This window comes from Polynucleobacter sp. MWH-P3-07-1 (genome assembly GCF_018687555.1).
Taxonomy (GTDB): Bacteria; Pseudomonadota; Gammaproteobacteria; order Burkholderiales; family Burkholderiaceae; genus Polynucleobacter.
On the sequence record NZ_CP061296.1, the window covers coordinates 113781 to 127779 of the forward strand.

At 45.7% G+C, this 13999-nt stretch carries 15 protein-coding genes and 1 tRNA gene; 8 read left to right on the forward strand and 8 right to left on the reverse strand.

Annotated features, from left to right (window positions below):
• Positions 1-70 precede the first annotated feature (70 nt).
• The 6 genes from petA (at position 71) to ICU98_RS00690 (ending at position 4084) form a co-directional block, all read left to right on the forward strand.
• Positions 71-673 (forward strand): ubiquinol-cytochrome c reductase iron-sulfur subunit, encoded by a 603-nt coding sequence (petA, locus tag ICU98_RS00665; protein WP_215272860.1) that lies wholly within the window; start codon positions 71-73, stop codon positions 671-673.
• A 10-nt stretch (positions 674-683) separates the two neighbouring features.
• A complete protein-coding gene (locus ICU98_RS00670) occupies positions 684-2084 on the forward strand; it encodes a cytochrome bc complex cytochrome b subunit (protein WP_215352252.1) in 1401 nt (466 codons plus the stop codon).
• A 31-nt stretch (positions 2085-2115) separates the two neighbouring features.
• Positions 2116-2889, forward strand: coding sequence for a cytochrome c1 (locus tag ICU98_RS00675; RefSeq protein WP_215352253.1), 774 nt, complete (start codon positions 2116-2118; stop codon positions 2887-2889).
• A 55-nt stretch (positions 2890-2944) separates the two neighbouring features.
• A complete protein-coding gene (locus tag ICU98_RS00680) occupies positions 2945-3556 on the forward strand; it encodes a glutathione S-transferase N-terminal domain-containing protein (RefSeq protein ID WP_215344472.1) in 612 nt (203 codons plus the stop codon).
• A gap of 27 nt (positions 3557-3583) precedes the next feature.
• A complete protein-coding gene (locus ICU98_RS00685; RefSeq protein ID WP_215352254.1) occupies positions 3584-3991 on the forward strand; it encodes a ClpXP protease specificity-enhancing factor in 408 nt (135 codons plus the stop codon).
• 17 nt (positions 3992-4008) lie between these two features.
• Positions 4009-4084, forward strand: a tRNA-Thr gene (locus ICU98_RS00690).
• 17 nt (positions 4085-4101) lie between these two features.
• Here ICU98_RS00690 and ICU98_RS00695 read toward each other — a convergent pair.
• Complete coding sequence (locus ICU98_RS00695) at positions 4102-5442, reverse strand: MFS transporter (protein ID WP_215352255.1); 1341 nt, start codon at positions 5440-5442, stop codon at positions 4102-4104.
• Positions 5443-5605: 163 nt separating this feature from the next.
• Between ICU98_RS00695 and ICU98_RS00700 the strand changes: the two genes are divergently transcribed.
• Positions 5606-6187, forward strand: coding sequence for a phasin family protein (locus ICU98_RS00700; RefSeq protein WP_215352256.1), 582 nt, complete (start codon positions 5606-5608; stop codon positions 6185-6187).
• A gap of 71 nt (positions 6188-6258) precedes the next feature.
• On the opposite strand, the gene rmuC is transcribed toward ICU98_RS00700, so the two are convergent.
• From rmuC to hemA, 5 genes are all read right to left on the reverse strand, one after another.
• Entirely contained in the window at positions 6259-7500 is a 1242-nt protein-coding gene (gene rmuC / locus ICU98_RS00705; protein ID WP_215352257.1) for a DNA recombination protein RmuC, read from the reverse strand.
• Positions 7501-7809 carry a Grx4 family monothiol glutaredoxin gene (grxD, locus tag ICU98_RS00710; RefSeq protein ID WP_215336788.1) on the reverse strand — a complete coding sequence of 103 codons (309 nt, stop codon included), beginning with the start codon at positions 7807-7809 and terminating at the stop codon, positions 7501-7503.
• An 83-nt stretch (positions 7810-7892) separates the two neighbouring features.
• Positions 7893-8735, reverse strand: coding sequence for a peptide chain release factor N(5)-glutamine methyltransferase (gene prmC, locus ICU98_RS00715; protein ID WP_215352258.1), 843 nt, complete (start codon positions 8733-8735; stop codon positions 7893-7895).
• A 6-nt stretch (positions 8736-8741) separates the two neighbouring features.
• Positions 8742-9821 carry a peptide chain release factor 1 gene (prfA, locus tag ICU98_RS00720; protein WP_215336791.1) on the reverse strand — a complete coding sequence of 360 codons (1080 nt, stop codon included), beginning with the start codon at positions 9819-9821 and terminating at the stop codon, positions 8742-8744.
• The gene (gene hemA, locus ICU98_RS00725; protein ID WP_215352259.1) at positions 9822-11138 is read right to left on the reverse strand and encodes a glutamyl-tRNA reductase; all 1317 of its coding nucleotides are present in this window, start codon (positions 11136-11138) and stop codon (positions 9822-9824) included.
• 118 nt (positions 11139-11256) lie between these two features.
• Here hemA and ICU98_RS00730 point away from each other — a divergent pair, with 118 nt between their 5' ends.
• Positions 11257-11439 carry a hypothetical protein gene (locus ICU98_RS00730; protein ID WP_251365351.1) on the forward strand — a complete coding sequence of 61 codons (183 nt, stop codon included), beginning with the start codon at positions 11257-11259 and terminating at the stop codon, positions 11437-11439.
• Here ICU98_RS00730 and ICU98_RS00735 read toward each other — a convergent pair.
• Positions 11428-12195, reverse strand: a complete 768-nt coding sequence (locus ICU98_RS00735) for a uracil-DNA glycosylase (protein ID WP_215352260.1) — start codon at positions 12193-12195, stop codon at positions 11428-11430. The two genes, ICU98_RS00730 and ICU98_RS00735, sit on opposite strands and share 12 nt — an antisense overlap.
• 9 nt (positions 12196-12204) lie before the next feature.
• The gene (locus tag ICU98_RS00740) at positions 12205-13992 is read right to left on the reverse strand and encodes a M61 family metallopeptidase (protein WP_251365352.1); all 1788 of its coding nucleotides are present in this window, start codon (positions 13990-13992) and stop codon (positions 12205-12207) included.
• Positions 13993-13999 lie beyond the last annotated feature (7 nt).

Sequence of the window (13999 nt, forward strand, 5' to 3'; positions counted from 1 at the left end):
ACTTTTTACTTTAAAATCCTACCTTTAAGCAATTTTCACTATTAAACGCGTCTTTTGAGGATTTTTGTAAATGAGTGACAAGCCCAGTATGGATAAGGATCGCCGCAATTGGCTGATCGCTACTTCAGCAGTGGGAGGCGTTGGTGCCGCTGCAGCCCTTTACCCCTTTATTGACAGTTTTGAGCCCTCTGAGCGCGCTAAGGCCGCTGGCGCTGCGGTTGAAATTGACATTACTGGCATGAAACCAGATGAGATGAGAACCATTGAGTGGCGCGGAAAGCCAGTTTGGGTCATTCGCCGTACCGAGGCTCAGCTGGCTGAATTACCGCAAAATGATTCAAACCTGGCAGATCCTGAGTCTAAGCGGAATCAAGATGCCTTGACCCCGCCTTATGCGCGTAACGAATGGCGCTCGATTAAGCCTGAATACCTCGTTGTGGTGGGTATTTGTACCCATTTGGGCTGCTCACCTTCTGCAAAGTTTGACTCAGGTCCACAGCCATCCCTCCCAAATAATTGGCCAGGAGGCTTCCTTTGCCCATGTCATGGCTCCACCTTTGATATGGCAGGCCGTGTCTACAAAAATAAACCAGCCCCAGATAATCTTGAAGTGCCGCCACATATGTATTTGAGCGATACCAAGATTCTGATTGGCGATGATAAGAAGGCCTAAGGAGAGATAAATGGCATTCCACGAAAAAGAAGTTCCTGCTAACGCATCTGCTGGTGAAAAAGTACTAGCATGGGTTGACTCTCGGTTTCCGTTGACGGAGACCTTTAAGAAGCATATGAGCGAGTACTACGCTCCTAAGAATCTCAATTTCTTTTACATCTTTGGCGCACTCGCTATTGTTGTTTTAGCGATTCAGATTACTACCGGTATTTTCTTGGTGATGAACTACAAACCAGATGCTGCTAAAGCATTTGAGTCTGTTGAATACATCATGCGCGAAGTGCCATGGGGCTGGGTCATTCGTTACATGCACTCCACAGGCGCGTCGATGTTCTTCGTCGTGGTTTACATGCACATGTTCCGTGGCTTAATCTACGGCTCCTATCGTAAGCCCCGTGAATTGATTTGGATCTTTGGCTGCGCTATTTTCTTGTGCTTAATGGGCGAGGCCTTCTTTGGCTACTTGCTGCCATGGGGACAAATGTCTTATTGGGGCGCTCAAGTGATTGTGAACTTGTTCTCCGCTATTCCATTAATTGGCCCAGACCTGTCTTTGTGGCTTCGAGGTGATTACGTAGTGGGTGATGCCACTTTGAATCGCTTCTTTGCATTCCACGTAGTTGCGATTCCATTGGTACTTATTGGTTTGGTTGCGGCCCACATCATTGCTTTACATGAAGTTGGCTCTAACAATCCTGATGGCGTAGAAATTAAAAATACGCTCGATGCACAAGGCCATCCAGTTGATGGAATTCCTTTCCATCCCTTCTACTCAGTACATGATGTGATGTACTTGGGTGGTTTCTTGATGATCTTTGCCCTGATCGTATTCTTTGCTCCTGAGATGGGCGGCTACTTCTTAGAAGCCAATAACTTCATCCCTGCAAATCCATTGCAAACGCCTCCACACATTGCACCAGTTTGGTATTTCACGCCGTTCTACTCAATGTTGCGTGCAACTACCAGTAACTTCCTGTTGCCATTATGGATTTTCCTGGCAGTGATTTTGGTGATGTTTGCCAGAATGGCTAAGACATGGAAGACCAAAGGGATTTGTTTGTTAATCTTAGTTGTATTGGCGGTTGGCTTTAAATTCTTAGACGCAAAGTTCTGGGGTGTAGTGATCATGGGTGGTTCAGTAGTGATCATGTTCTTCTTGCCATGGCTTGATCACTCACCAGTGAAGTCAATTCGTTATCGCCCACAATTCCACAAATACATTTATGGAATCTTCGTAGTGAGCTTTGTGATTTTGGGCTATTTGGGTATTCAGCCACCATCACCAACATTTGAAAAGATTTCTCAGGTCTGCACGATTTACTATCTGGGCTTTTTCTTGGGAATGCCGTTCTGGAGCAAGCTTGGCAAATTTAAGCCGGTTCCATCACGCGTAACTTTTGAAGCGCATTAATTCAGATACCAGAGAGATATTAGGAACGAGTATGAAACAGATTCTGCAAACCTTGAAAAGCCTCTGCCAAGTTAGTCTGCTAGTTGCAGCTTTGGGAGTAAGTGTTAATGTAAACGCAAACGAAGGTGGCTTTCCATTAGATGCTGCTCCAAATCGCGTAAGTAATAACGCTTCCCTGCAAAATGGCGCAAAACTTTTTGTGAACTATTGCTTTGGTTGCCATTCTGCAACTAGCGTGCGTTACAACCGGATGCGCGATATTGGTTTAACCGATCAGCAGATTAAAGATAACTTGATTTTGACTGATGCCAAAGTTGGCGATTTGATGACGATTGCGATGTCACCAAAAGAAGCTAAAGTGTGGTTCGGTAAAGTTCCACCTGATCTTTCTGTGGAAGCTAGGGCGCGTGGCACTGATTGGCTCTATACCTACTTGCGTACTTTCTATAAAGACGACGAGCGTCCTACTGGCTGGAATAATTTGGTTTATCCAAACGTCGGTATGCCCCATGTTTTATGGCAACTCCAGGGTCAACGTGCTGCAAAGTTTGAAGAGCATAAAGATCCCCATGACGAGTCAAGAACTGAAAAAGTATTTGTTGGCTTCGAGCAGTTGACGCCCGGAACAATGACGACTGCAGAATACGATGACAACATCGCAGACTTGGTGTCATTCATGTCCTGGATGGCTGAACCTGTTCAGCTAGAGCGTAAGCGTTTAGGAGTAATCGTTCTGTTGTTCTTGGCGATCTTTACCTTGTTTGCTTGGCGCTTAAATAAGGCTTATTGGAAAGATATCCATTAAGCTGTGAACTCAATTTAAAGTTGTACTGTGAAGTGTTGATTAAGGAAATATATTTATGATGGTGTTGTACTCGGGTACCAATTGCCCATTCTCGCAACGCTGCCGTCTAGTGCTTTTTGAAAAAGGCATGGACTTTGAAATCCGTGATGTTGACTTATTTAATAAGCCAGAAGATATCTCGGTCATGAACCCCTATGGCCAAGTTCCTATCTTGGTTGAGCGCGATCTGATTTTGTATGAATCGAACATCATCAATGAATACATTGATGAGCGTTTTCCTCATCCACAATTGATGCCGCCTGATCCAGTGGCCCGTGCTCGTGCCCGTCTCTTCCTCTTTAATTTTGAGAAAGAGTTGTTTGTGCATGTAGCTGCCTTGGAAAATGAAAAAGGTAAGGCTGCTGAAAAGGTTCACGAGAAAGCCCGTCTGGCTATTCGTGATCGCTTGACTCAGCTAGCCCCCATTTTTGTTAAGAACAAATATATGCTGGGCGAAGAGTTTTCCATGCTCGACGTAGCGATTGCGCCATTGCTATGGCGTCTTGAGCACTACGGCATTGATCTCTCCAGAAATGCTGCACCACTCTTGAAATATGCTGAGCGTATCTTTAGCAGACCTGCTTACATCGAGGCCTTAACGCCTTCAGAGAAGGTCATGCGCCGCTAAGCGGTTCATTTGTCAGATCAGATCAATATGTCTGACGTTCCAAGTAATAAGCCTTACTTAATCCGTGCACTACACCAGTGGTGTGCGGATTTTGGTTTTACCCCCTTCATAGCGGTTTTTGTGGATCAAAACGTAGAAGTGCCTATGGAGTTTGTGAAGAAGGACGAGATTGTCCTCAATCTCTCTGCGGATGCTTGCCATAATCTGCAGATTGATAATGACTGGATCAGCTTTCAGGCAAGGTTTGGTGGAGTGCCCAAGAAGATTTTGGTGCCAATAAGCCATGTTTTAGCTATCTATGCGCGGGAAAATGGCCAGGGAATGTCTTTCCCATTTGATCCCAGTCAGGCTTCACCACAAAACAAGCCAGATCACGAGGGGGGTGATGGCGAGCCCCCCAAACCCAATCGACCGGCATTAAAGATTGTGAAATAGGCTAAAATTCTATCCATGCCCCTTTAGCTCATCTGGTAGAGCAACTGATTTGTAATCAGTAGGTGGTCTGTTCGAGTCGGACAAGGGGCACCATTCCTATTGCTTAGTTCTTAGAGCAAAGTATTTCTCGAAGTTTCTGGTAAAAATTTCAATCCCAGAATTGTCGCTACAAACAAAAATACCGTTGGGTACCATAGGCCATCTAACGAGCTGTTAGTTGCTTGGTTAGCCCAAGTCACTATAAATGGCAGCGTTCCTCCAACCCAGCCCGCAGCGAGATTGTGTGGAAAGGTAGCCGCACTATTTCTAGATTTGCTATTGAATAGTTCGGCCAATATTGCTGCCTGAGGACCCCCTAGTAATCCCAGAATCAAGGATAAGCCAAGCATGATGAAGCTGATGGTAAAGGTATCGCTAGTGCTCAGCCCGTGACTATTTAATCCTATTTCTTTCATCAACCAAAAAGCAGGCAGAATGAGCAAGGCGCCCAAGAGTAGGCCGGATGTAATGACTGGCTTTCTTCCGATTCGATCTGATAACCATCCTGCAAAAATAATGGATAGCACTAAGAAAAGAGTTGATAGGACACTTAATTGATCAACAAGTTCCGCTGAAAGCTTGACAGTTGTTTTGAGGAAGATGGGTAAATAAATTTGCGTGCAGAAAAATAGTATTGCACCAGCCCCAGAAACGCAGAAAAATAGCAAAAACATTCTCTTGCGAATTTCTGAATCTTTGAAATTATTGAGTAGTTGCCCCTCCGTTTTTAAATCTTTTATTTTTAATTCCTCAAAGATTGGGGTCTCTTCCAAAGTCTTCCGGAAATAGATTGCAAGCAAGAGCAATAAGAAGGATATGAAAAATGGAATACGCCATCCCCAGGCCTGAAATTCCTCTGGGGACAGCCATCGCTGAAGAAATGTGATTTGTAAAGTCGAGGCAAGGATGCCAAATGGCCCCATCAGCTGTAAAAAGCTGGTCTTGAATCCGCGGTTCTCTTTACCTGCATGCTCAACTAAAAAGATGGCTCCGCCGCCAATTTCTCCGCCAGCTGAAAACCCCTGAAGTATGCGAAGTGTCACCAAAAGAATGGGGGCCCAAATGCCAATTTCAGAGTAAATCGGTAAAAAGCCAACTAAAAGCGTCGCTAGACCCATGATCGTGATGGTGATCATGAATACCGGCTTACGACCAATCCGGTCACCCAAAGAGCCAAAGAATGCTGCTCCAATCGGTCTGACTATCATTCCCACCCCAAAGGTTGCAAGACTGGCTAAAAGACTGGCGGAGGGGTCACTCGAGGGAAAGAATAGGGGCCCAAAAGTCACGGCTAGGGCGCCAAAGGTTAAAAAGTCGTACCACTCCAAAAAAGTCCCAAAACAAGCCGCAACAACGGTTTTAAGGTAACTTTGTGGCTTCTTATTTATATGTAAGTTGTTGTTTATATTCAATTTTTCTTAATTTAATCTATATTTGTTGCAAAGCAGCAAAAAGTTCTTGATTTGTCATTATTCTTTGGATATAGTTCTATGGTGCAGTGCAATATTTAAAGTTTTCAAACGCATTAAACGCACTTAATAGATTAGTCGTACCACTTAATTACTGGAGAAATAAATGAACCAAGAACAAATCGCAGCTCAATTGTCCCAAATTAACAGCAAAGGCCTCGAGGCTACATTTTCTTTGAGCGAAGCTGCTCTTGAGAATGCTCAAAAATTGGCTGAGTTGAACTATGCAGCATCTAAAGATGCATTAGTAAATGCACAAGACGGTATTCAGCAAGTTTTGAATGCTAAAGATCCAAAGCAAGTTACTGAGATTATCAGTGCCGATGCATTGCAAGCTGTTGGTACACAAGCTGTTGCTTACCAACGTAAAGTGACTAAAGTATTGCGTGATAGCAATAAAGAACTCGCAAGCGTAATCGAAGCCAATATTGATCAATTGCAAAATGGTTTCCAAGAGTGGGTAAACACTGTTTCCGCTAATGCTCCTGCAGGTTCTGACGCATTCTTGTCAACATTCAAGACTGTATACGGCAGCGCATTGCAAGGTTTTGAACAGTTCCGCTCTGCAAGCAAAGAAGCTTTTGCAACTGCAGAAAAAACTGCTGAGCAAGCAATCGATGCTGTTCAAGGTCAGATCACTCAAGTGAAAAAAGCTGCTCCTGCAACACGTGCACGCAAAGCTGCTTAATTGCTAAAGCAATAACTAGTATTTAGTTTTAAGAAAGCCCGCTGTAGAAATACGGCGGGCTTTTTATTTGCTTATTCAGCGTCGTCAGCGGATTCAAGCAGAGGCGAAGCAAGATTTTTGCTAGGCTTTACACCCAGTTCACGCACCTTTTCAGCGGAGCGGATTAAATTCCCTTTGCCAGACTTCAGCTTATTGAAGGCATCGTGATAGCTTGTTTGTGCTTGGTCCAAACGTTGACCGAGTTTTTCAAGATCATCTACAAAGTTCACAAACTTATCGTATAGATTGCCACATTGCTTAGCGATCTCCAGGGCGTTACGATTCTGATGATCTTGCCTCCACAGATGGGCAACAGTTCTCAGTGTGGCCATGAGCGTGCTTGGGCAGACCAGCACAATATTCTTAGCAAGCGCCTCTTGGTAGAGGTTTGGTGCTGTCTTCAGGGCCAATAAGAAAGCAGGTTCGACGGGTACAAACATCAGCACAAAATCGACAGAACCAATGCCATACAGGGAGCTATAGTTCTTTGCAGAAAGTCCCTGAATATGTTGACGCAAGGACTGAATATGGGCTGCAAGTTCTTGCTCGGCCACAATCGGATCGGTACTTTCAGCATGGCGGGCATAGGCGGTAATTGATACTTTGCTATCTACAACGAGGCTTCGACCTTCGGGAAGTTTTACGACGACGTCAGGTTGTAAGCGTGAGCCATCAGTGAGAGTATGGCTATCCTGCACTAGATACTCTTCCCCTTTGCGAAGGCCAGAAGATTCTAGGATGGACTCTAGAACGAGTTCGCCCCAGTTGCCTTGAGCCTTAGAGTCTCCCTTAAGGGCTTGCGTTAGAGAACGGGTTTCATCTGACATCTTGAGGTTCAGGTTAGCAAGACGTTCAATCTCGCTCTTTAAGGCAAAGCGTTCGCGCGCTTCATTGCCATAGGAAGTATTTACCTGCTCTTTGAATTCAGTCAACTTTGTTTGCAGTGGTTTGAGCAGGGCGTCTAAGCTAGCAGCGTTCTGTTCGGTGAAGCGCTTTGATTTATCTTCAAGAATCTCATTAGCTAAATTCTTGAACTGACTAGTTAAAGCTTCTTTAGCTTCATTGAGTGACTCAATGCGGCCAAGGCCTTGCTTGCGCTCTGAATCGAGCTCAGCCTCAAGTCGAATCGCTCTTTGAATCGCTTGATCCCGCTCTTGCTGCACACCGGTAAATTGTTGGAGTGCGCTGCGAAGATTGGCAATGTAGACGAGCAGGCCTACCAAAACCCCAAAGGCTAGGCCTAATAGCAGAAGGGTGTCGAGGCTGAAGTTCAATTAGGCTTTAACGAGTTTCTGAAGTTCGCCGCTCTGAAACATTTCTGTCAGGATGTCTGAACCACCAATAAATTCACCGTTGATGTAGAGCTGGGGAATGGTTGGCCAATTGGCATATTGCTTAATTCCTTGACGAATATTTTCATCATCAAATACGTTCACGGTATGGAGATTCTCAACTCCGGCTGCCTTTAAAATATTGATGGCGTTTCCTGAGAAACCACACTGTGGAAACTGAGCAGTGCCCTTCATAAAAAGGACAACTGGGTGAGAGGTAACAATTTCTTTAATCTTTGCTTGGGTGTCCATGATGGTCTTTCTTGAATCTATTGGGATGGGTTGATTTTAAAGCTTTATCGAAAAAGGGCGCCAAAGCCGTTTAAGTAAAAACCTTATTTTCTGGCAGTGCAGACCCTGGGATTGCCAGCTAAATCGACATGGTTCTGAATACTCCTCAATCCAGCTTCAGCCATGATCTCCATTACGGCAGCACTCTGATCAAAGCCATGTTCAACTGCAAGCAGCCCTTCAGGCCTAAGATGAGCGGGGGCGCCAAAAATAATGGCCTTTAAGCAGCTTAAGCCGTCAAAGTGATCGCTTAGGGCGGACTGAGGCTCAAAGCGTAAATCTCCTTGTTCTAGATGAATATCCCCTTTGGCGATATATGGGGGATTACTGACGATGACATCAAAGGACTCATTTCCTGCAAGCGCTTGATACCAGGACCCTGACTTGAAATCGACCTTTTTATTTAAATTGAGGTGGTGAGCATTTTTCTGAGCAATCTCTAAGGCTTCTAAAGATTGGTCTGTCGCAGTGAGCACTGCATTATTGGCTGAGAAGGCAATTGCTAAAGCAATCGCACCCGAACCCGTACCCAGATCCAGGACTTTTACAAAGTCCTGCGTTTTTTTGATTTCATCTAATGCTAAATCAACCAATAGCTCAGTTTCTGGCCTTGGAATCAAGACGCCTGAAGAAACCATAAGCTCAATATCATGAAAGCCTTTTTTGCCTACCAGGTAGGCAATCGGCTCCCCAGCAAACCGCTTACTCTCTAATGCATTCCAGTCTGCCAGTGCTGAGGGGTTCAGTACCAAGTCATCTTGAGAAAATAGCGCGCTACGGGGAAGTTGGTAATGTTTATCTAGAACATGCGCCAGGAGAATGCGGGCTTCATTGGGAGCGAGTTGACTTGCGCCTAATAAAGCGCGAATCGAGTGATCAGCGCTCATAAAAAATTAGTTATCACCTAAAGCAGCGAGAAGCTCGGCTTGATGCTCGGATGCTAATGCGTTGCAAAGATCATCGATATCACCGTCCATCATGGCATCGATTTTATAGAGCGTGAGATTGATGCGGTGGTCGGTAATCCGACCTTGCGGGAAGTTGTAGGTCCGAATACGATCACTACGATCGCCCGAGCCAATCAGAGATTTGCGGGTTTGTGCTTCGAGCTGATGCTTCTCGCGCTGCCGCGCATCCATAATGCGCGATACCAAGACCTTCATAGCCTGCTCTCTATTGCGATGCTGACTGCGATCATCCTGGCATTCAACTACTGTCCCGGTTGGTAAGTGGGTAATCCGGACTGCTGAGTCAGTCTTATTAATATGTTGACCGCCTGCACCAGATGCTCTGAAAGTATCAATCCGCAGTTCAGCAGGATTGATTTTGACGGCTTCCAATTCATCTGCCTCTGGCATCACCGCTACAGTGCAGGCTGAAGTATGTATTCGTCCCTGCGTTTCAGTTTGCGGAACTCGCTGAACGCGATGACCGCCGGATTCAAACTTCAGTCTTGAGTAGACTGACTGTCCAACCAGGCGGAGCACGACTTCTTTATAGCCACCCAAGTCTGACTCAGCTGAACTGACTACTTCGACTTTCCAGCCCTGTCTTTCGGCGAAGCGTGTGTACATTCTGAGTAGGTCTCCTGCAAAGAGGGCGCTTTCGTCACCACCAGTACCTGCTCTAATTTCTAAGAAGACATTACGCTCGTCATTTTCATCTTTGGGAAGTAAGAGTTTTTGTAAAACCGCTTCCAGCTCTGCCATCGTGGCCAAAGCTCTTTTTTGCTCTTCATCCGCAAAGTCTTTCATCTCCGGATCTTTGCGCATTTCTTCAGCCGCCTCAGAATCCGCTTCAGCTTGTTTATATAGACCAAATTGCTCAACGACAGTGGCAATATCTGCATGCTCACGAGTGAGTTTGCGATAGATGTCCATGTCTTTTGTGGACTCTTCAGTGGTTAAGAGGGAATTGAGTTCAGCTAAGCGTGTATCGAGATGGTCTAGCTTAGCCCGCATGCTGGGCTTCATTTAATGATCTTCTGGCTTAGTCTGTGAGGCAAATAATTTAGGAAGGAGCTTAATCAGGGCGTCACGCTCAGCACCATTGGAATGTTGTAAAGCATGAAGAGAGCCATGTAAAAACTTATTGGTAAGCCCTTGCGCCATGGCTTGCAGGACTTCCTGAGGATCATCACCGCGCATGAGGCGCTTCATCGCGCGCTCTAATTCCAGTTGACGCAGTTGCTCACCCTGTTGCTGAATATCTTGAATCAACGGGACAGCATTGCGACCTTGCATCCAATGCATAAAGTTGCCCACACGATCTTCAATAATCGCTTCTGCCTGACTTACTGCTGCTTGACGCAAAGAGGCGCCCGTCTGAATCATGACGCCTAAGTCATCAACGGTATAAAGATACACATCATTCAGGCGAGCAATTTCAGGTTCAAAATCTCGTGGTACTGCTAAGTCAATCATGACCATTGGCTTATGACGGCGATGCTTTAGGGCGCTCTCTACAAGACCCAATCCAATAATCGGTAAGGAGGAGGCGGTGCTTGAGACGACAATATCAAATTCGTGGAGGTGATGGGATAGCTCAGAAAGCTTAAAAGATTCTGCTTCAATATCTTGATTGGCAATCGAGTCAGCCAGTTCTTGGCCACGCTCGATCGTCCGATTTGCAATCGCAACACTTTTCGGATGATGTGCAACAAAGTGCGTGGCACATAAATTAATCATTTCTCCTGCGCCAATAAACAATACTCTTTGGTCCTGAATGCTCTCAAAGATCCGCTCAGATAATCGGACTGCGGCTGCTGCCATAGAAATCGAGTGTGCACCAATTTCAGTAGTGCCACGGACTTCTTTAGCGACTGCAAAGGTTTTCTGAAAGAGTTGATTCAGATAGGTGCCTAATACGCCAGCATCATTTGCGGTACGAACGGCATCCTTCATTTGCCCAAGGATTTGGGTTTCACCAATCACCATGGAGTCGAGTCCACAGGCTACTCTAAAAGCGTGTCTGACTGCTTCAGATTGTGGCAATGAATAAATATGGGGTTGCAAGCTACTGGGGGCTAGGCCTTGGGTTTTCGCTAACCAGTCAAAAGTGGCCTCATGTAAGACGTTGGCAGCATCAGAATCATTAGCGGCACAATAGACTTCAGTGCGATTGCAGGTTGACAGAATGGTTGCTTCTGGCAGCCCGGCCTGATTCGCGCCAACGAGATGTTGGCGAAGGTTGTGCAACGCTTCTTGAAGAAATTCAGGGTCAAAGGCAACTTTTTCCCGAATGGCGACCGGCGCTGTGTGATGATTGATGCCGAGTGTCAACAACTTCATAATGGTAATTATAGATTTGAAGACGCTAATCATGGGGGTTGCAATGGGGTTTTTGGCTTTTCTGCTAATCGGGGGTGGTTCTAGCCTAGCTAGTTGGATTTTCTATCCCCGGCGATCCTTGCGTCCAACCCCAATTTATCGCCTGCTTGGCGGTGTTTTGCTGGGCTTTCTAGCTGCCCTTGGAAGCTCCTATATCGGTCAAATTGGACAGTTTTTTCAATCTGGCCAGATGCTTGAGTGGTTTAGTGCCATTGTTGCTTCTGGTATCTCAGGGGCAGTCTGGGCTGCCTTATTCAAATAAACCTTCCTGCGTGCCAGCTGGTTTCTGATCCTCCCTAACCCAAACAATCGAAGATTGCTGATGGCTATCGAGCCATTGATTGGCTTTTGTGAAATGCCCACAGCTTGCCTGCCCACCGGGTTTTAAAAAGGGGCGATCGGTTTTATATACCCCAAGTCCAGAAGGGTGAGAAGCACACAAGATCAATTGATCTCTGCCTGGTTCAATCAGGCTCAATTTCGATTGCGCATGACCACCCCAAAGCATCCAAACTAGACCAGTCCGCTGGTTAGCTAAAGAGCGAATCAAGGCATTTACCAGCGAGCCCCATCCTAAATTAGTATGGCTGCCGGCTTCGCCCAATTTCACACTGAGTGCGGTATTGAGTAGGAGAACGCCTTGAGTGGCCCAATCTTGTAAATTCCCGTGCGGTAAATTCCCGAAGCCCTCAAGAGCCAGTGCTTTACGAATATTGCGAAGCGAGCTTGGAAACTCTCTGGAGTTTGTAGGAATATCTGCCGGGATTGAAAAAGCAAGGCCTTGGGCTAAACCAGGAGAGTGATAGGGATCCTGCCCCAAGATAATGACTTTGACTTGATCGACTGGCGTCAAACGCAATGCACTAAAAAAATTTTTGGGCTCAGGTCGGATCAATTCTGGATGAGCTTTAAGTTCTGATTGCAGACCGGTTTGTAAGTCAAACCATTCTGGCGAACTGAAATAATCCCCAAGCAATGCCCGCCAATCCTGCGGAATATCTTCTGGTGAAATCAGCATCAGACTCGATTACACGGTTGAAAGTTGATATTGCTTTGGCGTTTGATGAATGTTGAGAGGTGCCATGCGCTCATGCTCAAGATCTTGACGATAAAAACAGATAATCAGATCTTGATTCATTGTCAGGCTACCTAAGAGTTTATCCCAGCGCGAGCCCGTGACTCGCTGACCGTTGATGCTAGCAATCAGATCGCCGGGTGCTAGTCCAGCTGCTTGAGCGAGTCCACCATCAAGTACATGTGTTAATTTGAGCCAGCCCTTCTCGTCTGTATATCGAACGCCGAAGCTTAGCTTTACCATCTCAAGCTTGGTGAGTAATTTAGAGTCCACCTTAATAAAGCGCGGGTTAAACCATTTTTCTAAGGGAAGATCGGCTGTACCAAAGATGTATCGGGTCTTAAATTCAGACCAAATTTTTTGAAAGCCCATTCCCAATAAATCAGAGATAAGAGAATCGAGACCATTTTCTTCAATGCCATTCATGGTCAAACCATGCTCTTGCCAAATTAAGCGCATTAGATCATCAAGTGACTTACGACCTTTTGTGAAATTCCGAATTTGAAGATCCAGGCCCAATGCTAAGAGGGCTCCTTTACCGTAGTAACTGACAACACTATTGGGGGTATTTTCATCAGCTTGGTAATACTTAGTCCAAGCATCAAAGGAGCTGTCAGCGAGGCTTTGTTTATTTCTTCCTGGACTGCGCAAGATGGCGTTCCAGTGGTCAGCAATAATACTGAGATATGTTTTTAAATCGATTCGCTTACTGCGGAAGAGTTGCAGATCATCGTAGTAGCTAGTAAAGCCTTCGAATAACCAAAGTAATCGCGTGTGATTTCTGCGATCTAAATGATAGGGTTGAAATGCTTTAGGCTGGATGCGCTTGACTAGCCATGCATGAAAATATTCGTGACTGCACAGTCCTAAGAATTCTTGATAGGCTTTTTCCTCCAAAGCCATCTCTGTCTGGGGGATTTGGTCACGACGGCAGAGTAGAGCGGTACTATTACGATGCTCCAGTCCGCCATAACCGCTGATCACTGCATTGACTAAAAATAAATAGCGATTAAATGGAGCCCGTTTACTTTTGGGTTCAAAGAGCGCAATGGTCGATGAGCAAATCGCTTCCAGATCTTCTGCCAGTCTTTTATGTTGCACTGGATGAACACACCCCTGAATCGCCATGCTGTGTGAAATGCCCTGAGATTTCCATTCAACCACCTGAAACTGTCCCATCGCAATTGGATGATCAATCAAGTCATCAACATTTTCAGCGAGATAAAAGCCAAAACCTTGCCGATCTATTTTGACGGAGCGCAGCGTGGTTTGAACGGACCAAAATTCAGCATCTGCAGTCTTTGGCGGAACAAGCACCAAAGCGCATGGAATATTTTCCTGCCCTTGCACTATTAAACACAAACTGGTTGCATTAAAAAATGCACGTTCAGTGTCCAGATAAGCGGCGCGAACCGATGAGTCAAAGGCATAAATGGTTGTCAGGATTTCAACTGGGCCAGTAACGCGGGGCAAGCGCCATTGGTCATTGTTAATGCGCTCTAGTGCAATTGACTGCTGAGGTTTATGGCTAGAGTAGGCCGCAATGGTCTCAATATGCTTACTAAAGTCTCGAATCAAATAACTCCCCGGAATCCAGCTGGCCATTTGTAAGACTTGTCCAGCAGGATCGGGATTCTGAATGCGAAGTTTGACGTGAAAGCGGTGTCCATGCAGATCTGCTGGCCAGATCGTGTATTCAATTGCAGGGTAATCTTGAGTAATGGCTGGGTTCATATTCATGAGTGGC

Bases quoted from the DNA above. Each gene is read 5' to 3' on its own strand.
- petA (WP_215272860.1), top strand. From the start codon at position 71: ATGAGTGACAAGCCCAGTATGGATAAGGATCGCCGCAATTGGCTGATC.
- ICU98_RS00670 (WP_215352252.1), top strand. From the start codon at position 684: ATGGCATTCCACGAAAAAGAAGTTCCTGCTAACGCATCTGCTGGTGAA.
- ICU98_RS00675 (WP_215352253.1), top strand. From the start codon at position 2,116: ATGAAACAGATTCTGCAAACCTTGAAAAGCCTCTGCCAAGTTAGTCTG.
- ICU98_RS00680 (WP_215344472.1), top strand. From the start codon at position 2,945: ATGATGGTGTTGTACTCGGGTACCAATTGCCCATTCTCGCAACGCTGC.
- ICU98_RS00685 (WP_215352254.1), top strand. From the start codon at position 3,584: ATGTCTGACGTTCCAAGTAATAAGCCTTACTTAATCCGTGCACTACAC.
- ICU98_RS00700 (WP_215352256.1), top strand. From the start codon at position 5,606: ATGAACCAAGAACAAATCGCAGCTCAATTGTCCCAAATTAACAGCAAA.
- grxD (WP_215336788.1), bottom strand. From the start codon at position 7,809: ATGGACACCCAAGCAAAGATTAAAGAAATTGTTACCTCTCACCCAGTT.
- prmC (WP_215352258.1), bottom strand. From the start codon at position 8,735: ATGAGCGCTGATCACTCGATTCGCGCTTTATTAGGCGCAAGTCAACTC.
- prfA (WP_215336791.1), bottom strand. From the start codon at position 9,821: ATGAAGCCCAGCATGCGGGCTAAGCTAGACCATCTCGATACACGCTTA.
- hemA (WP_215352259.1), bottom strand. From the start codon at position 11,138: ATGAAGTTGTTGACACTCGGCATCAATCATCACACAGCGCCGGTCGCC.
- ICU98_RS00735 (WP_215352260.1), bottom strand. From the start codon at position 12,195: ATGCTGATTTCACCAGAAGATATTCCGCAGGATTGGCGGGCATTGCTT.
- ICU98_RS00740 (WP_251365352.1), bottom strand. From the start codon at position 13,992: ATGAATATGAACCCAGCCATTACTCAAGATTACCCTGCAATTGAATAC.